The following is a 17168-nucleotide window of genomic DNA, read 5'->3' as shown; positions in this document are numbered from 1 at the left end:
GGCCCATGCGTATTTACCTTGGAGCAGACCACGCCGGATTCGAGCGGAAGAACCAGATCAAGGCCCACCTCGAGGCGCAGGGCTTCGACGTGACCGACTGCGGCGCGCACGAGTTCGACGCCGCCGACGACTACCCGGCGTACTGCATCGCCGCGGCGGAGGCTGTTGTGAAGGACCCGGGCTCGCTCGGCATCGTGCTCGGCGGCTCCGGCAACGGCGAGCAGATCGCGGCGAACAAGGTGAAGGGTGCGCGCTGCGCGCTCGCGTGGTCCGAGGAGACCGCGAAGCTCGCGCGCGAGCACAACAACGCGCAGCTCATCGGCATCGGCGGGCGCTTGCACACGGAGGAGGAGGCGCTCGCGATCGTCGACGCTTTTGTGTCCCAGCCGTGGAGCGGGGAGGAGCGCCACCAGCGCCGCATCGACATCCTCGCCGAGTACGAGCGCACCGGCATCGCGCCGGCGCTGCCCGCGGAGTAGGCGCGATTTACGATCACGATCGTAAATCCTCCCCGCTTCCGCAGCATTTACGATTACGATCGTAAATCGTGAACATTCTTCCCCGGCCCCAGTACCTCGCCGAGCTTCGCGCCGTCGAGGGAAACGACCTCGTCCGGCTACTCACGGGGGTACGGCGAAGCGGCAAATCGACGCTGCTTGAGCTGTACCGCCATGAGCTCGTGGCGGATGGCGTCGACCCGGACGCCATCCTCACCATCAATTTCGAGGATCTGGCCTACGATCCCCTGCGCGACGCCGCCGCGTTCCACGCGCACGTCCGCGACAGCGTCGAGCGGGGTGTCACGCACCTCCACGTCGACGAGGTACAAGAACTCGACCAGTGGGCGAGAGTGATCAACTCGCTGCGCGCGTCGGGCGACCTCGAAATCTGCGTCACCGGATCCAACGCGTCGATGTTCGCGGGGGAGGGGCTGACGTACCTGGCCGGGCGATACGTCACCGTCGAGGTCTTCCCGCTTTCGCTCGCCGAGTTCCGTCTCTTCACCTCCGCGGAAGACGGGGAGAGTGCGGAACCCGTCGAGGAGTCCTACCAGAAATGGATGACGGTCGGCGGGTTCGCGCGCAGCGTCCTCGCAGAGTCGCCCGACATGACCCGCCAGCTGAACCGGGATCTGTTCGACTCCATCTTCACCCGCGACATTGCCATCCGCGGAGGCGTGCGAGACACCTCCGTGTTTCTCAAGGTCGCCGCCTTCGTCATGGATAACGCGGGCTCGCCGCTCTCCGCGAACAAGGTGGCCAACACGCTGACGTCGCAGGGGCACAAGGTCAGTACCGACACCGTCGACCGCTACCTCGCGCTCATGGTCGACGCCCACCTTGTCTACCCGTGCCACCGGTACGACACCCGCGGCAGAGGGTGGCTCAAGTCCACGCCGAAGTACTACTGGGTGGACGCTGGGCTGCGCGACGCGCTGACGGGCCGCCGCGGCTCCAACACCGGGCACGACCTAGAAAACCAGGTCTACCTCGAGCTCCTGCGGCAGCGCTTCGAGCTCTTCACCGGCGTTGGCCCGGGCGGAGAGATCGATTTCCTCGCGCGCAAGGGCGACGAGACGCGCTTCATCCAGGTTGCGCTGTCGGCGCTGGACGAGTCCGTGCTGCAGCGCGAACTCGCCTCGTTCCGCGGCCTTCCCCCCGGGGCGAACTGCGTACTGCTCACCGGCGAACGAATCCCGCTGGCGACCGGGCAGGTGACCCACGTCAACGCGTTCGACTTCCTCGCGCGCCGCGCGGCGCTGTAGCTACCAGCCGGCGAAGTAGCGCTCGAGCTGGAGCGGCCCCTGCACCGGCGTGAGCCCGATGTCCTCGGGGTTCGCGGCCGCCGGCTCGAGCCCGAGCGCCCCGGCGCGCGCGGTGCGCACCATCGTCCCGTCGGGGCAGAGGACGTACTCCTGCGCCAGCAGCGTATCGACGTCCTGCGGCGCCCACCCCGCACCCACCGCCACGTTCACCCGCGCCGCCACGTCCGCGGTGCCCACGCGCGGGTCAGCGCGGAACAGCTGCGGCACCTCGCCGACGCGCACGTACGCGCCGACCTTGAGCCACTCCGCGATGACGAAGTCGCGCACGCCCTCGCCCTCGAGCTCGGGCACCTCGACCTGCATATCGAACGTGTCGAAGATGACGCCCTCCGGCCGCGCGAGCGGGTGCGTGACGCGCCGGGCGAGCGCGAGCGACTCGGCGTTTTTGACGGCGATGGCGTCCGCAGGGTCGTCGAAACGCATGCCGAAGTCCTCCGCCGGGTGGTGCGCGACGGCGTTCGGCTCGTGGACGAACGTCGCGCCGGCGTTCCAGGCGCGGAAGCCGAACTCCCAGTCCTCGCCGCCGTAGCCGACGAACGAGCCGTCGAAGCCGCCGACCTGCTCGAAGAACGCGCGCGAGCACGTGAGCACCGCGGAGATGATGTAGCGCCACGAGGCGTGGTTGGCGTGGCGGAGGTTGGCGGTGGCGTCCCAGGCGTCGAGAAGCCACTGCGGCTCGGTGCCCGCCGCGCCCGTGCGGCGCGACCCGACGACGACGGCGCGCTCGTCGCCCACGATGTGCGGCACCACCGCGGAGAGGTAGCCGGGCTCTGGCACGGTGTCGGCGTCGAGGAACGCGAGCACCTCGCCGGTGGCGGCGGCGGCGCCGAGGTTGCGCGCGGCGGCGGCGCGGAAGCCCTCGTCCGCCTGCCGCACGACGCGCACGCCGTCGATCGCGGGCGGTTCGGCGGAGCCGTCGTCGGCGACGACGATCTCCACCGCGCCCGCGTAGTCCTGCGCGCGCACGGCGTGCACGACCCGCTCCAGCGAGGCGGGGTCGTTGTAGTGCGGGATGACCACGCTTACGTCAGGCCAGCGAAACGCCATTGTTCCTCCCATTGTTCGGCAACCTCGGCCCACCCGTACGCCGGCGGCGCCACCCGCCGGGGCTCATGCGTATCGACGGCGTCCCGCCACCCACCGCCACCCACCAGCGTGAGCCGCCCAGGCAGCCAGGCGTCGATCTCGCGGGCGTAGTCGGAGTCGGTGACTAACACGGCGCGGCCCGCGCCGAGCCACGTCATGAGCGAGCCTGAGGCGGAGAAGTGCCGGTGCGGGCAGGCCGGCACGGCGATGCGCCCCATCTCGCGGGCGAGCTCGGCGTCGGTAAGCCAGCCGGTGATCTCCGCGCTGAGCGTCGCGGCCCACGCCTCGTGGCCTGCTGAGACCGCGCCGAGGAAGCGCAGGCGGCGCTCCGGCAGCGCGGCGATGAGGTCCTCGTGGCCCTTGCCGGGGTAGAGGAAGCCGAGGACGCCGATGGTGCCGGGCTCCGGGTTGAAAGGGGAGTCGATGACCGGGATGGGCAGGTAGATGGACGGGACTGCGCCGCCGAAGAAGCGCGCCTCGTGGCGGGAGTTCACCACGGCAAGCGCGGCGGCGTCGGCGAGCTCGCGGTAGATCTCGGCGCGGCGCTCGTAGCGCTCGCGCCCCTCCTCGGGCTGCGGGATGTCGTGCAGGCTCACCGAGAACGGCCGCGGCCCGAGGCGCTCCAGCAGCGTCTTTGCGGTGTCGCCGAAGAGGTGGTCGGTAAAGGTGACGTGGATGGGCTCGTCGGGAAGCGGGGCGTCGGTGAACGCCTCTTCGCGGATGACGTCGGCGCCGGTGGCGCGCGCGAGCCCGAGCGCGTACTCGGTCACGCCGTGGCCGTCGGGGCCGACGATCAAATGCTTCATGGCAGCAACCCTAGTTTGGCGATGCGCTCCGCGTGGCGCGCAAGCCCGTGCGCGACGAGCGCGGGGCGCTGCCGGTAGAACTCGAGCTGCGCGGCGGCGATCTCGGCGGCGTCGATGGGGCCGGCCTTGCGGTCGCGCCACTCGCCGCGGCCGGCGACGTCCACGCCGAGCGCCGCGGCCGCCGCCGGGTCGACGGGCGCGTCGAGCCCGCCGAGCATCTCGTAGTCCGGCGGCACCGGCTCGCCCGGCAGCCCGAGCGCCTGGAGCACGCGCGCTGCCATGGCCGTAAGCGTCGCGTTGTCCGGGTGGTTCACGGTGTGCCAGACGGGGCTACGTTCCAGGTAGTCCGACACCACGACGGTGCCGTGGGCGCGCTCGCGCACGCGGATCTGCTCGACGGACATGGCCGCCGCGCGCCGCAGGGCGTCGCGCGAAGGCGCGGGGGCCGGGGCGGCGCCGGCGGCGAGGCAGAGCGTGCGCAGGTCGTGGTACGGCACCACCGGCGGGTTGAGCGACGGCTCGTCCGGGTCGCGGATGATGGCCTGGTAGGGCATGAGGCCGTCGAAACGCAGCACCGGCACGACGACGTGGCGCGCCCCGCGGCGCAGCAGCGCGCGCAGCTGGCCGGTGCCCACGGGCAGGCCCCGGTAGCCGTCGCGGATCGGCTGGGTGACCAGCACGTCGGCTCGGGCCACGAGGTCGAGGAACCACCCCATGTCGGGCGCCTCGAGCTCGTGCACCGGCGCGATCCGCTCGCCGGAAAAGTGGCCGGTGGACATGAGCAGCTTGCGGGTGGACTCCGCCTGGCAGTTGCCGACGACGACGAGCAAAGACATACCCTCACAGTATGCGAGAAGGTTTATATTAGGAGAATGCGCGTACTCTCCATCCCCGCCGACCACCCGTACACACGGGCGATCCGCCCCGCGGGCGTGGAGTACCTGCCAGACCCGGACATCGACGGGCACTGGTGGCCGCACCCCGCGCTCGAGCCGGAGTACTGGACGCAGCCGCGCGATGTCGACCTCGTCCACCTCCACTTCGGCTTCGAGCACCGCACTCCGGCTCAGATCGCCGAGCTGTGCGCCGCGCTGCCCGTCCCGCTCGTGCTCACGGTCCACGACCTCGACAACCCACACCTTTCCGACCAGGCCCCTCACCACGAGCGGTTGCAGTTGCTTATCGACGAAGCTTGCGCCCTCATCACGCTCACCGACCAAGCCGCCGCGGTTCTCGCCCGCGACTACGGCGCGAACGACGTCCACGTGCTGCCGCACCCGAGCATCGTCGGGGCCGCGCGCGAGCCGCAGACGGGCGGGCGGGCCGCGGTGTTCCTCAAGTCCCTGCGCTCGAACGTCGTCGCGGACCCGGGGTTCTACGCCGCGGTGGCCGGCGAGGTGCCGCTCGACGTGTATGTGCATGAGGGGGCGGAGCTCGCGTCGATACGCAATGCGAACGTCATCGTCCACGAGCCGATGGATGACGCTGCGCTCTACGCCGCCGTCGGGCGCGCGGGCGCGTGCATCCTGCCGTACACTCGGGGCACCCATTCCGGGTGGCTGGAGATGTGCCGCGACCTGGGAGTTCCCGTCGCCGTGCCGGACGTCGGGTGCTACGCGGGCCAGGCCGACACGCCGGCGGCCGTGGCGGTCTACCGCGCCGGCGACGGGGCGTCTGCGGGCCGGGCGGCGGCCGCGCTCGCCGCGCGCGGGCCGGTGCCCTACGCCGGGGACCGCGCGGCACAGCTCGAACGGGTGCGCCGGGCGCACGAGGAGATCTACAGGAAGGCGGTGGGCGCGTGACGGTCGCTGCGCAACCCCAGACGCGCGCCCCGCGCACCCGGAAGCTACGCATCGCGCTCGTCGGCCCGGCGCGCTACCCCGTGCGCGAGCCGTACGCCGGCGGGCTCGAGGCGTTTTGCCACACGATGGTCGCCGCGCTGCGCGAGGACGGGCACGAGGTGGACTTCTTCGCCGCCGAGGGCTCCGACGGCAACGTGAAGGACTTCGAGCTGCCCGGGGTCGACTGGGGCGAGCGCACCGACGAGGCCACCGACACGAGCTACCCGCCGGGCGGGCGCGAGCGCGAGGACGCGGCGTTTACTGAGCTGCGGCGCCTGCTCGTCGCGCGCGACTACGACGTGGTGCACAACAACAGTCTCAACCCGCGCATGTTCCCGTCGGCGGCGAGCCCGGAGCCGATGCCGATGCTCACCACGCTGCACTGCCCCGCGGTGCCCGAGATGCAGGACGCGATCACCGCCACGGGCCTGCGCGCCGGGCGCTTCGCCGCCGTGAGCCGCACGACCGCGAGCAACTGGCGCCTGCCGAGCGAACCCGTGATCATCCCGAACGGCGTCAACGTGCGCCGCTGGCAGCCCGGCCCGGGCGGCGACACCGCCGTGTGGTTCGGCCGCCTCGTGCCGGAGAAGGGACCGCACCTCGCCATCGACGCCTGCCGCGCCGCCGGCATGCCGCTCGTGCTCGCCGGGCGCAACGGGGACCGCCGTTACTTCCGCGACGAGATCGCGCCGCGCCTCGGCGACGGCGTCGAGTGGATCGGCGAGCTCTCCCACGCCGAACTGCGGGGGCTCGTGGGGCAGTGCGCCGTCGCCGTCGCCACGCCGCGCTGGGAGGAGCCGTTCGGGCTCGTCGCGTTCGAGGCCATGGCGTGCGGAACGCCGGTCGCCGCCTTCCGCCGCGGCGGCATGGGCGAGCTGCTGTGCGACGCGCCGGCGTGCCTTGCGCCGGGGGACGACGTGGGGGCGCTGGCGGCGTCGATACGAAAGGCGCAGACGCTCGACCGCGCAGTGGTGCGCGAATGGGTGGTGCGCAACCACTCGCTCACCCAGACGGCGCGGCGCTACGCCGAGGTGTACCGCCAGGTCGCGGCGTTCAACCGGGTGGTCGGCGCGTGATCGGCATCTACGCCCACCACCACGGCGCCGGGCACATGCACCGAGCCCGCGAGATCCAGCGCGAGCTGCGCGCGATGGGCCGCGAGGCGGCGATCCTCTCGACGGCCGAGGGCGCGGACGTCCCCCTCGTTGACGACGCCGGCGGAGCCTCCCACGGCCGCGCCATGACCGCCGGCGGCACCCTGCACTACGCGCCCACCGGCCTGCCGGCGCTGCAGGAGCGGTTCGCGCAGATCGCGTCGTGGGTGGCGGCGCACCACCCGGACGCGTTCTACGTCGACGTGTCCTGCGAGGTCGCGCTGTTCGTCCGCGCGATGGGTGTGCCGGTCGTCGTGCACGCGATGCCGGGCCACCGCGGGGACGCCGCGCACCAGCTCGCCTACGCGCAGGCCGACGCGATCGTCGCCGCGTGGCCGGACTGGGTGGAGGTGCCCGCCCACCTGCGCGCGCACGCCGACCGGCTCCACGCCGTCGGCGGGATCTCGCGGCTCGTGCCCCGCGCGGGCGTCGAGCGCGACCCGCGCCACGTCGTGGTCATGGCGGGCCACGGCGGCTCGACGTGGTCGCGGGAGGACTGGGCGGCGGTCGAGCGCGTCTGCCCCGACTACCGCTTCACGTTCCTCGGCGGCGCGCGGCGCGTCGCGGACCCGACCGTGCTGCTCCAGTCCGCCGGCGTCGCGGTGACGGCGGGCGGGCAGAACTCGATCGCGGACCTCGCCGCGACGGACACCCCGGCAATCGTCCTGCCGCAGCCGCGCCCGTTCGCCGAACAGGTCGCGGGGGCGCGCGCACTCGCCGGCTTAGCGACGGTCCGCACCGCCTTCCCCGCCCCCGACGAGTGGCCCGCGCTGCTCGAGCGGCGCGAGACGCACTGGCAGCGCTGGCAGACCGACGGCGCGGCGCGCCGGGCCGCCGAGGTCATCGCGGGCGTGGCAGCGCACCCGGACGGGCCGCGCACCTGCGTGATCACGCTCGCCGACGCGAACCGCCTCGACCACCTGGTCAACCAGGTTGGTCTCATGCCGCTCGGCGTCGACCACGTCACGGTCGCGCTCGCCGACGCCGACGCGCTGGAACGGGCGGTGCCGCGCAGCCACGTCGTCGCCGCGCCCGCGCGCAACCTCGCCGCCGCGCGCAACCTCGGCGCGCGCACGGCCATCGAGCGCGGCGCGAAAGCGCTGATTTTCCTCGACGCGGACTGCCTCGCTTCCGACGCCCTCGTGCCACGCTACCTTGCCGCGCTCGCGCGGCGCCCGGACGCCGTGGTCGCCGGGCCGGTGACGTACATGCAGGAGGGAGAGCTGCGCGTCACCGCCCCCGACCCGCACCCCGCGCGCCCCGATCCGGCCCCCGGCGAGCTCGTCGACGCCGAGGACTACAACCTGTTCTGGTCCCTGTCGTTCGCGCTCACCGCGCGGACGTGGCAGCGTATCGACGCCACCTTCGGCGCCTTCGACCCGACCTACGAGGGCTACGGCGGGGAGGACACCGACTTCGCCCGCGAGCTCGAGCGCCACGGCATTCCGCTCGTGTGGGTCGGCGGGGCGCACGCATTCCACCAGTGGCACCCGGTGTCGTCGCCGCCGTGGGAGCACCTCGAGGACATCGTCGCCAACGCGAACCGGTTTTACGCGAAGTGGGGGAGTTTTCCCATGCAAGGGTGGCTGGATGCGTTTGTGGCCGAAGGTGCCGTCGTCAAGCAGGATGCCCCCGAGCGCTATACGATCCGGAACCATGAACTTCGCCGTCCATGAGGGCAGCGCGGACTGCCCCGTGATCATGCACGTGCCGCACGCCTCGCGCGAGATCCCGGCGGAGGTGGCGGCCGATTTCATCGCGACCGACGAGCAGGTGGCGCAGGAGCTCGACCGCGTCACCGACGACCACACCGACACGCTCGCCGCCGCTGCCGCGGAGCAGTCCGGGTGCGCGCCGTGGATGATTGTGAACAACCTTTCGCGGCTGGTCGCGGACCCGGGGCGGTTCTCCAACGAGCGCGAGTCGATGGACTCGACGGGGCGTGGCGCGATCTTTACCAAACTCGCCGACGGGAACCCGCTGCGGCCGCTGGACATGAACGTCGCGGACCTCAAGGCGCAGTACTACTTCCCGTACGCCGACGCGGTGTCGAAGCTGGTGGGCGAGCGGCTGCGGGACTGCGGCTGTGCCGTGATCGTGGACATCCACTCGTACAACAACCAGCCCGAGGAGTACCGCATCCACCCCGGCAAGCTGCTACCGGACGTGTGCATCGGCACGCACTCCGTGCACACGCCGGCCGTGCTCGCCGACGAGGCGGACCGCGCGTTCACCGCCGCCGGGTTCAACGTCGAGCGCAACACGCCGTTCGCCGGCGCCTACGTGCCGGTTGACTACGCGAAGAACGCGAGCGTGCTCGCCGTGATGTTCGAGGTGCGCAAGGACCTGCTCGAGAACGACGAGTCACGCCCGCGCGTCGAGGCGGCGCTCGCCGAGGTGGTGCGCAAGGCCGTGGAGATCTCGCGCACGGACATGGGCCGCCCGCAGTAGTCGGTTTCGGGCGCGCCGAATTGCCCGCCCTGTTGGGCGGGTTTGGGGTGGGGTGGGGGTTAGTCGAAGAGCAGCTCCATGGCGCCGGGGGTGGTCATGGGTACTTCGGCCCCGTTGGGGGCGATCCAGTAGATCCGCCCGCCGCGGGTATCGATGTGGCCGCGCCACGCGCGTTCCCGGTCATCGTCGTTGGCCCCGTTGTGGTGGGGGCACAGTTGCACGAGGTTGTTCATGTTGGTCATGCCCCCGTGTTTCCACGCCCGCATGTGGTGTGTTTGGGTGGTTTCGGCCGAGTGGCGGCAGTCCGGGAACGCGCACGCGGGGCTGAGCAGTTTCGACAAGGTGCGCTGCTTGCCGTTGGCGAGCCGGCTCGTGCGGTAGAGGTTCACCGCCCCTGCCTGCGGGTGGAACGCCGCGACCTCGAGTGTGGCCCCGTACTCCTGTCGCAGAAACTCCGCCCCACTCATCGTCGTGCCGTCCGTGAGCGTCAGCGTGATGTCGTCCCCGGTACCGGAGGTGATGCGCAGGTAGTCCGGGATGGGCACCAACACGATGGGCCGGGGTGCGGCGTTCGGGACGGCAGCCCCGTCGTGCAACAAGGCGCGCAGGGCGTGGGCGAGATCCGCGGCACCGGGGATGTCGGATTCGGCCATGCGTCGTAGCAGGTGTTCGAGGTCGGCGATGTCGCGCTCGTTGTAGGTCCAGATCATGGTGCGCATCCCTGCGACGGACTGAGTAAAGCGGCAGGCGGGTTGCGGTGCGCGCACCGGAATCTTCACCAACCGGGTGATGCGCTTGGACAGGGCGCGATACGAGCCGCGGTGGCGCACGAGGTCGAGGCGGATGCGCCACCGTTCGGCAGCATCGGATACCACCCGCAGTTTCTTCTCGATGAGCACTAACTGGTCGAGGGGCATCCCCGCCGCGAACACGAGCGCATCAGCCTGTTTGCGGGTGAACTTCGTCGGCCCGTAGTAGGCCTCCCACACCCGCCCCAGGTCGCGCACCCGGGTCGTCGACAGCCCGGCGGCCAGGGCGGCGTCGTGGGAGAAACCGGCGAGCACCTCGACACCGGCTTCGCAAAATTCGTTGAACATCATGGCAGCGACGTTAAACGCCGCCTATCCGCAATGGCAAGACCTTGGCCGAAATGTGGATAACGTTTCCTGAGAATCCCACAACCCGCAGCTCAGCGAGCCGGAGGTCGTCGTTACGCGAAGAGCCCTTCGCCGATGTAGCCGTCGTCCCCAACGCCGGGCGGGACGAGGTAGGTGCCCGTGTTGGTGGTCTTGAGGTACTCGGTGAACATCTCGTCGCGCGACATCGACTTGTGCACGCGCGCGAAACGCTCCGGCGTCTGCGTGAACGCGATGAAGAACAGACCCGCGTTCATGCGGCCCTGCTCGTTCGTGCCGTCGACGTAGTTGAAGGGGCGGCGCAGCATGCGGATGCCGTCGTTTTGCGCCGGGTGCACGTTGAACAGGTGGGACGCGCGGTCGATCTTCGGGTTGCCGCGCTCGTTGACCGCCTCGAAATCGGGCTCGGTGAACTCGTCGCCGCCGGACAGCGGCGCGCCGACCGGCTTGTCGCGGCCGGTCACGCGCTCCTGCTCGCGCAGCTGCAGCGTGTCCCACACCTCGATGTTCATGGCGATGCGGCGCACCGTCATGTACGTCCCGCCCGCGGCCCACGGCTGGGAGCTGTCGGCGGGGATCCACACGTGCTCCGCCAGCTCCGCGTCCTCGTCGGCGCGGATGTTGGCGGTGCCGTCCTTCTGGCCGAACAGGTTGCGCGGTGTCGGCTGTTCGGTGCCGGTTGCGCCCGCGCGCCCGAAGCCGAGCTGGGTCCAGCGCAGCGTCGCGGTGGGCACGGCGAGGCGGGTGAGGTTGCGAATCGCGTGGCTTGCCACCTGCGGGTCGTTCGCGCACGCCTGGATGCAGATGTCGCCCTCGGAGAACTCGGGGCGCAAAAAGTCGTTGGTCATCGTGGGCATCTCGGTGAACTCGGCGGGGAGTTTACCGGCGGTGCCCAGCTGATCGCGGAAGAAGGAGCGGCCGAAGCCGAAGGTGAGCGTGAGCCCGGAGGGGCCGTGGTCGACCGCCTCGCCCGAGTCGTCCGCCGGGAACTTCTCCCCGCCGCCGAATGCGCCCTTCGCGCTCACCTCGCCGCCGAGCACGAGCCGGCGGGCAGCGGCGGTCCAGCGCGTGAGCAGGTCGACGACGGCCTCGCGGTCCGCCTTCGGGTCCACGTCGAACGCCGCGAAGTGCAGGTTGTTCTGCATCGGCGTGATAATGCCGGCCTGGTGCTCGCCGGCGAAGTCGACCACGCGCTCCTCGATGTCGTCGGAACCCTGCTTCGACGACGCGCCGTCGCCGCACGCCGCCAGCGTCGCGCCCGCCGCGCCGAGCCCGCCGAGGGCGAGCAGCTGCCGCCTGTTGATCGTCACCGCCGCGCCCCCTTAGCCCAGGCCCAGCACGGTACCGGTGAGCTGCGACAGCGGCTCGCGCAGCGCGTCAAGGGAGCGGGTCAGCTCGGCCTGCTGGGACGCGTCCACCTGGTCGTAGTCGACGAAGCCGCTCTCGAGCGAGCCATACTTCGCCAGCAGCTTCTCGACGTCGTCGTAGCGCGCATTGATGTCGTCGACAAGCTTCTGCCCCTCCTCGCCACGGTCCTTCGCAATCGGGGCGACGAGGTCGAAGGCGATGCGCGAGCCCTGCAGGTTCGCGGCGAAGTCGGAGAGGTCCTTGTGGCTCCACCAATTTTCCTCGCCGGTGACCTTGTTGGTGGCGATCTCCTCGAGCAGCGAGATCGCGCCGTTGGACACCGAGTCGATGGTGATCTGCTGGTCGTCGACGAAGTTCGGGTCGTTCACGAGCGACTCGAGGTCCTTCACGTCCGCGACGAGCTGGTCCGCGAGCTGCTTGCGCTTCGCCGGGTCCGAGGGCTGCCAATCCTGCCAGGCGTCGGCGCCGTCGGCGTTCTTCGCGCCCTTGTCCGGCACCCACAGGTCCTTCTCCATGCGGTGGAAGCCGCGCCACTCGGTGAAGTTCGGGTCCTCCTTCGCGAGCTCGTCGGCCTCGGCGAGGTAGTCGATCTCGCGGTAGTCGATCTTCGGATCGAGGATGCCCAGCGCCTCCGTGATCGGCTCGATGCGCTCGTAGTGCACGCGGGTGGCGGGGTAGAGCTGGCGCGCCTGCTCGTCGTCGCCTGCGGCGTAGGCGGCGGCAAACCTCTCCACCGCGGGCACGAGCTCGCCGACCTCGTTCTTGGTGAAGTTGACGTAGGAGGCCACGGCGTCGTCGAAACGCTGCTGATCGCTCTCGTCCACCGCGACGGCCTCACCGGTGACGGTAAACGGGGCCTGGCCGACGTTCGGCCCGCGCAGGCCCGGCTTGCAGGCGGTGTAGTAGTCGCCCGGCATGAGCGTGACGGTGAGGTCCGCGGTCTCGCCCGGGGCGATGTTTTCGCGCTCGGCGATGACGCGCAGCCCGTCGTTGCCCAGCAGGTAGAACTCGGTGACCTGCTCGCCGTCGTTGGTGACGGAGAAGGTGCGCGCGCCCGACTCGGCGTGGTCGGCGCTGACCTTGCAGGTATCGGCGTTCGCGGTCACCTTGATCGCGTCGCCGTCCGCGGCGTTTTCCACGCACGAGGCGAGGATCAGCGCGAGCGGCGTGGCGGCCAGCAGGGCAAGTGTGCGGCGGGTGGTCATACTGGTTCCTTTGCTAGTTGCGTATCGACGACCGGTCGGTCCGCCCGGTCCTTCCTCAAGTGCGAGACAAACACCGGCACGACCACGGCGATGTACGTGATCCAACCGATGACCTGCAGCCACGACATCTTCGGCTCGAACCCGGTGAGTGCCTTGGCGAACGTGGCCAGCACACCGGTCGGGTCGATCGCGTCCTCGAGGTCGAACGACCACCCGAAGGGGAACGACGCCATCCAGAACGGGTACGTGGCAAACCCCACGAGCACTTCGCCGGTGCGCGGGTGCGTCGGCGCGATGGGCGCGCCGGAGTAGGGCCCCGGCAAGAACCGCGCCTCCTGTAGGTCGTGGATGGCGTAGGCGAGGATGCCGGCGGCGACGATGATGAGCAGCGCGGAGGAGACGCGGAAGAACGTGCGCATGTTCATCTGCAGCGCGCCCTTGAAGATCGCCCAGCCCATCGCGACGGCCACCGCGATGCCGGCGAACGCGCCGATGATCGCGGACGGCTGCACGACCCAGCCCCACATGAGCAGCGTGAGCTCGAGACCCTCGCGGCCGACGGTGATGAACGAGAGCCAGAACATCGCGGTGGCGCCGGCGGCGACGGCCTCCCCGGTCTTGGCGTCGAGCACCTTGCGCATGACGCCGTTGCGGTTCGACATCGACAACACCATGGCGGTGACCATGGCGACGGCCACGAGCGAGAGGATGCCGCCGATCGCCTCCTGCGCGCGGAACGTCAGGCCGTAGCGGCCGAACGTAAACAGCGCGCCGAGCGACGTGCAGATGATGACCGCGAGCGCCACGCCCCACCAGAGGCTGCGCTTCGCGTCCGTGGCGCCGCGGCGGTTTAAGCCCGCGAGCAAAATGCCGACGATGAGCGACGCTTCGAGGCCTTCTCGCAGGCCCACCAAAAACGCGGCGAGGGACATGGGCGCCACTTTCTTCGATGCCGATGGGACACACCCCGCCACGACATGGCTAAGGGTAGCCTTACCCTATTCAGGGCCACCTAAAAAACGCAAGTCGCGCCCGCTGCGGGGCTAGCGCTTGGACACCTTGCCCGTCGCCTGCGCGAGCGGCATGACCACCGACGTGCGCGCCGCCCACCAGCCGAGCGCGGTAACGCCCGCGGCGACGAGGAAGAGCAGGATGCCGGTCCAACCGGTCGCGTCGTCACGCGCTGCGAACATCGCGTTGAAGTTGCCGCGCAGGCCCGTGGTGAGCACGAGGAAGACGTGCACCGCCACGAACGCGAGGAAGTAGACCATGGTGGGGAAGTGCACCGCGCGCGCCCACGCGACCGGCGGCTTCGCCCACGACTTCGGCCACATCCCGCTCATCCGCCAGCCCGAGAGGATCGCGAGCGGCGCCGCGACGAACACGGTGACAAAGTACGCGAGCTCCTGCAGCGCGTTGTAGAACACCCACGGGTGTTCCGTCGGCCAGTCGAGCGAGAGGTACTGCAGCCCCGCGGACACCGCGTTGGGGAAGACGTCCCAGCTCGTAGGAACGATGCGCACCCACTGCCCGGTGGTGAACAGCAGCACGTAGAACACGGCGCCGAGCACCACCCACGCCACGTCGAGCACGTTATGCAGCCACAGCGTGACGGAGATCTTCTTCCCGCCCTTGGTCGGCGTCCAGTACGCCTCGGGGCGCTTCTCGCGGCGCACGTCGAGGCCCGTCTTCACGATGAGCGCCATGAGGAACATGTTGAACGCGTGCGCCCAGTTCAGCCACGCGGGGAGGCCGACGGGGGCGTCGTCCGGCAGCGGCTGCGCGCCGTCGTAGCGGGCGATAAAGTCGGCGCCCGAGTCGGTGCCCACGTACCAGCGCGCGCCGAGGATCGCCGCGGCGAGCACTACGAGCGCACCGATCGCCCACGGCACCCAGCGCCGTTGCGTATCGACGACCTCCGGTTCCACCCGCCCCCGCTTCTGCGCCGGCGCGGGCGCCGGCTTCGCTGCGCGTGTCGGCTGCGCTGTGCGCTCCGGCTTCTGCGCCGGCGCGGTCTTCGCGACCGCGTCCGCGAGCACCGTCGGCTCAGCGGGCTCAGCAGGCTGTGCAAGCGCGTCCGGCGCGGGTTGCTGCTCCGGTGTCGGCTCCGCGACCGCCACCGGTGCGGCGACGCGCACGGTGCCCGCGGGCGGGAACGGCTCGCCGCCGGGCGTGCGCGGCAAGCCGCGGCGCAGGGCCACCTCGACGGTGCCGGCGGCGGGCGTGGCGGCCTCGGCAGCAGCGGCCGGAGCAGCCGCCGCTGCCGGCACCTCCACCGCCACCGACGCGGCGACGCGCACGGTGCCCGCGGGCGGGAACGGCTCGCCGCCGGGCGTGCGCGGCAGGCCGCGGCGCAGCGGCACGTCGACAGTGGCGACGGTGCCAGCGGCGGCGGTGCCAGCGGCGACGGTGCCAGTGGCGGCGTCCGCGGCGGGCGCGGCTTCCGCGACTCCCGCCAAGGGTACGGGGTCGGCAGCCACCTCGACGGTGCCGGCGGGCGGCCATGGTTCGCCGCCGGGGGTGCGCGGCAAGCCGCGGCGGAGTTGGACCTGCATTACTTGCGTGCCTCGATTTCCTTGATCACCTCGGGGACGACGTCGAAAAGGTCGCCGACGATGCCGAAGTCGGCGATCTCGAAGATGGGCGCGTCCTCGTCGTTGTTGATGGCCACGATGGTGTCGGCGGTCTGCATGCCCACGAGGTGCTGCACCGCGCCGGAGATGCCGACGCCGACGTAGAGCTTCGGGCTGACCACCACGCCGGTCTGGCCGATCTGGGCCTCGTAGGGCACTTGGCCCTCGTCGACGGCGGAGCGCGTCGCGCCGACGGCGGCGCCGAGCGCGTCCGCGAGACCGCCGACGAGCTCTTCGAACATGTCCTCATCGCCGAGGGAGACGCCGCCGGCGACGACTTTGTCCGCGGTGAGCAGGTCGGGCCTGCTCGAGGTGCGCTCAACCGGCGTGACGGCGACGACCTCCGCCTCGCGCGCGCCGGACGCCTCGACGTCGAGCTCGCGCACCTCCGGGGTCGCGGCGGCCGCCCGGGTCTCGCAGGAGCCCGGGCGCACCGTCACCACCGGCGCGGAGTGGGTTGCGGCCGCGGTGGCGGAGTATGCGCCGCCGAAGTTCTGGTGGTCGGTGACCACGCCTTCGTCGTCGCGGCGCACGGCCACGGCGTCGGTGAGCAGGGCGAGCCGCTCGCGCACCGCGAAACGGCCGGCGGCCTCGCGCCCGCGCACCGTGTGGGAGAACAGGACGGCGTCGGGGTGGGTGGCGGCGTAGGCGGCGGAAACGGCGTCGATACGCGGCTGCGAAGCGACGAGCACCGTGGCGGCGCCGAGCGAACCGAGCTCGTCGACGTGGGCGGCGTCGTCGGCGAGGACGACGGGCGTACCGAGCGCGCTGGCGGCGCCAATGAGCTCCGCGGCGCCGTGATCCACGCCGCTGTCGAAGGAGCGGTCCGGGACAACGAGAATTGCAGGCATGCGGGCTCCTTAGATGAGGTTCTTCGATTCGAGGAAGTCGACGAGGCGGGCGGACGACGTCGAGTTCGCGTCGAGGATCTCGCCGCGCTCGCGCTCCGGGCGGCGCTCGATGGCGACCATGATCGCGCGGGGGCGAGTGAAGTCCTCCGCGTCGACGCCCAGGTCGGCGAGCGTGACGGCGTGCAGCTCCTTCTTCTTCGCGGCCATGAGCCCCTTGAAGTTGGGGTAGCGCGGGTCCGCGAACTCGTCCGCGACCGAGACGACGGCGGGTAGCGCGGCCGCGAGCTCGACGGTCGCGCCGTCGGAGGCCTGCGTCGCGGTGACGCGCCCGTCCGCGACGGCCACCTCGGTGAGGTTCGTCAGCGCCGGCCAGCCGAGCAGCTCGCCGATCATCGGGGCGATCACGCCCGACCCGCCGTCGGAGGATTCCGCGCCCGCGATGACGAGGTCGTAGCCTTGCTTCTCGACGAGCTTCGCCAGCACCTCCGCAGTCAACGTCACGTCCGCGCCCGCCAGCGCGGCGTCGGAAACGAGGTACGCGTCGGCGGCGCCCATGGCGATGCCGCGGCGCACGGAGTCGGCGGCGGATTCCGGGCCGACGCTCAAGATCTCCACGACGGTGTCGTCTCCGGCGGCTTCGGCGATGCGCAGCGCGGCCTCGACGGCGCGCTCGCCGACCTCGTCGGCCACCACGTCGCCGGAGCGGTCCGTGAGGCCGGTCTCCAGGTTCATCTCGCGGTCGCTGTAGGTGTCCGGCACCTCTTTCAACAGCACGGCTATGCGCACGTCGGCTCCTTATACATACGTCAAAC

16 protein-coding genes are annotated in these 17168 nt (G+C 71.0%); 6 read left to right on the top strand and 10 right to left on the bottom strand.

Going from position 1 to position 17168, the window contains the following annotated elements; all coding sequences use genetic code 11:
• Positions 1–5: 5 nt before the first annotated feature.
• Both CJEDD_RS09650 and CJEDD_RS09645 read left to right on the top strand, forming a co-directional pair.
• Positions 6–479, top strand: a complete 474-nt coding sequence (locus CJEDD_RS09650; RefSeq protein ID WP_042406844.1) for a ribose-5-phosphate isomerase — start codon at positions 6–8, stop codon at positions 477–479.
• A gap of 68 nt (positions 480–547) precedes the next feature.
• Entirely contained in the window at positions 548–1765 is a 1218-nt protein-coding gene (locus CJEDD_RS09645) for an ATP-binding protein (RefSeq protein ID WP_081764519.1), read from the top strand.
• Here CJEDD_RS09645 and CJEDD_RS09640 read toward each other — a convergent pair whose 3' ends face one another.
• From CJEDD_RS09640 to CJEDD_RS09630, 3 genes are read right to left on the bottom strand one after another with little or no spacing between them, the layout of a single operon-like run.
• Complete coding sequence (locus tag CJEDD_RS09640) at positions 1766–2872, bottom strand: glycosyltransferase family 2 protein (RefSeq protein WP_157034457.1); 1107 nt, start codon at positions 2870–2872, stop codon at positions 1766–1768.
• Positions 2848–3717 carry a glycosyltransferase family protein gene (locus tag CJEDD_RS09635; RefSeq protein ID WP_042406851.1) on the bottom strand — a complete coding sequence of 290 codons (870 nt, stop codon included), beginning with the start codon at positions 3715–3717 and terminating at the stop codon, positions 2848–2850. The genes CJEDD_RS09640 and CJEDD_RS09635 overlap by 25 nt, the downstream gene beginning before the upstream one ends.
• The gene (locus CJEDD_RS09630; RefSeq protein WP_042406854.1) at positions 3714–4553 is read right to left on the bottom strand and encodes a WcbI family polysaccharide biosynthesis putative acetyltransferase; all 840 of its coding nucleotides are present in this window, start codon (positions 4551–4553) and stop codon (positions 3714–3716) included. Before CJEDD_RS09630 ends, CJEDD_RS09635 begins: the two co-directional genes overlap by 4 nt.
• A 36-nt stretch (positions 4554–4589) precedes the next feature.
• Here CJEDD_RS09630 and CJEDD_RS09625 point away from each other — a divergent pair, with 36 nt between their 5' ends.
• From CJEDD_RS09625 to CJEDD_RS09610, 4 genes are read left to right on the top strand one after another with little or no spacing between them, the layout of a single operon-like run.
• Positions 4590–5519, top strand: coding sequence for a glycosyltransferase (locus CJEDD_RS09625; RefSeq protein ID WP_042406857.1), 930 nt, complete (start codon positions 4590–4592; stop codon positions 5517–5519).
• A complete protein-coding gene (locus CJEDD_RS09620; protein WP_042406859.1) occupies positions 5516–6634 on the top strand; it encodes a glycosyltransferase family 4 protein in 1119 nt (372 codons plus the stop codon). Before CJEDD_RS09625 ends, CJEDD_RS09620 begins: the two co-directional genes overlap by 4 nt.
• Positions 6631–8388, top strand: coding sequence for a glycosyltransferase (locus CJEDD_RS09615; protein WP_273657498.1), 1758 nt, complete (start codon positions 6631–6633; stop codon positions 8386–8388). The genes CJEDD_RS09620 and CJEDD_RS09615 overlap by 4 nt, the downstream gene beginning before the upstream one ends.
• Positions 8369–9163, top strand: a complete 795-nt coding sequence (locus CJEDD_RS09610; RefSeq protein WP_042410522.1) for an N-formylglutamate amidohydrolase — start codon at positions 8369–8371, stop codon at positions 9161–9163. The genes CJEDD_RS09615 and CJEDD_RS09610 overlap by 20 nt, the downstream gene beginning before the upstream one ends.
• A 59-nt stretch (positions 9164–9222) precedes the next feature.
• Here CJEDD_RS09610 and CJEDD_RS09605 read toward each other — a convergent pair whose 3' ends face one another.
• The 7 genes from CJEDD_RS09605 to CJEDD_RS09575 form a co-directional block, all read right to left on the bottom strand.
• A complete protein-coding gene (locus tag CJEDD_RS09605; RefSeq protein ID WP_273657497.1) occupies positions 9223–10263 on the bottom strand; it encodes an HNH endonuclease signature motif containing protein in 1041 nt (346 codons plus the stop codon).
• Positions 10264–10373: 110 nt separating this feature from the next.
• A complete protein-coding gene (locus CJEDD_RS09600) occupies positions 10374–11609 on the bottom strand; it encodes a Dyp-type peroxidase (RefSeq protein ID WP_042409765.1) in 1236 nt (411 codons plus the stop codon).
• A gap of 12 nt (positions 11610–11621) precedes the next feature.
• A complete protein-coding gene (efeO, locus tag CJEDD_RS09595) occupies positions 11622–12872 on the bottom strand; it encodes an iron uptake system protein EfeO (protein WP_042409762.1) in 1251 nt (416 codons plus the stop codon).
• Positions 12869–13804: an FTR1 family iron permease gene (locus tag CJEDD_RS09590; protein WP_042409759.1), complete on the bottom strand. Its 936-nt coding sequence runs from the start codon at positions 13802–13804 to the stop codon at positions 12869–12871. Before CJEDD_RS09590 ends, efeO begins: the two co-directional genes overlap by 4 nt.
• 111 nt (positions 13805–13915) lie before the next feature.
• The gene (locus CJEDD_RS09585) at positions 13916–15427 is read right to left on the bottom strand and encodes a cytochrome b/b6 domain-containing protein (protein WP_273657496.1); all 1512 of its coding nucleotides are present in this window, start codon (positions 15425–15427) and stop codon (positions 13916–13918) included.
• Positions 15427–16356 carry an electron transfer flavoprotein subunit alpha/FixB family protein gene (locus CJEDD_RS09580; protein WP_042410373.1) on the bottom strand — a complete coding sequence of 310 codons (930 nt, stop codon included), beginning with the start codon at positions 16354–16356 and terminating at the stop codon, positions 15427–15429. Before CJEDD_RS09580 ends, CJEDD_RS09585 begins: the two co-directional genes overlap by 1 nt.
• Before the next feature lie 9 nt (positions 16357–16365).
• Entirely contained in the window at positions 16366–17142 is a 777-nt protein-coding gene (locus tag CJEDD_RS09575) for an electron transfer flavoprotein subunit beta/FixA family protein (protein WP_042410370.1), read from the bottom strand.
• Positions 17143–17168: the final 26 nt, after the last annotated feature.

The organism is Corynebacterium jeddahense (assembly GCF_028609865.1).
Taxonomy (GTDB): Bacteria; Actinomycetota; Actinomycetes; order Mycobacteriales; family Mycobacteriaceae; genus Corynebacterium; species Corynebacterium jeddahense.
The sequence above is the reverse complement of the archived record's forward strand: the minus strand, read 5'-3'. Positions and strand labels throughout refer to the sequence as shown.

Bases quoted from the DNA above. Each gene is read 5' to 3' on its own strand.
- CJEDD_RS09630 (WP_042406854.1), bottom strand. From the start codon at position 4,553: ATGTCTTTGCTCGTCGTCGTCGGCAACTGCCAGGCGGAGTCCACCCGC.
- CJEDD_RS09640 (WP_157034457.1), bottom strand. From the start codon at position 2,872: ATGGCGTTTCGCTGGCCTGACGTAAGCGTGGTCATCCCGCACTACAAC.
- CJEDD_RS09650 (WP_042406844.1), top strand. From the start codon at position 6: ATGCGTATTTACCTTGGAGCAGACCACGCCGGATTCGAGCGGAAGAAC.
- CJEDD_RS09635 (WP_042406851.1), bottom strand. From the start codon at position 3,717: ATGAAGCATTTGATCGTCGGCCCCGACGGCCACGGCGTGACCGAGTAC.
- CJEDD_RS09590 (WP_042409759.1), bottom strand. From the start codon at position 13,804: ATGTCCCTCGCCGCGTTTTTGGTGGGCCTGCGAGAAGGCCTCGAAGCG.
- efeO (WP_042409762.1), bottom strand. From the start codon at position 12,872: ATGACCACCCGCCGCACACTTGCCCTGCTGGCCGCCACGCCGCTCGCG.
- CJEDD_RS09585 (WP_273657496.1), bottom strand. From the start codon at position 15,427: ATGCAGGTCCAACTCCGCCGCGGCTTGCCGCGCACCCCCGGCGGCGAA.
- CJEDD_RS09580 (WP_042410373.1), bottom strand. From the start codon at position 16,356: ATGCCTGCAATTCTCGTTGTCCCGGACCGCTCCTTCGACAGCGGCGTG.
- CJEDD_RS09625 (WP_042406857.1), top strand. From the start codon at position 4,590: ATGCGCGTACTCTCCATCCCCGCCGACCACCCGTACACACGGGCGATC.
- CJEDD_RS09605 (WP_273657497.1), bottom strand. From the start codon at position 10,263: ATGATGTTCAACGAATTTTGCGAAGCCGGTGTCGAGGTGCTCGCCGGT.
- CJEDD_RS09610 (WP_042410522.1), top strand. From the start codon at position 8,369: ATGAACTTCGCCGTCCATGAGGGCAGCGCGGACTGCCCCGTGATCATG.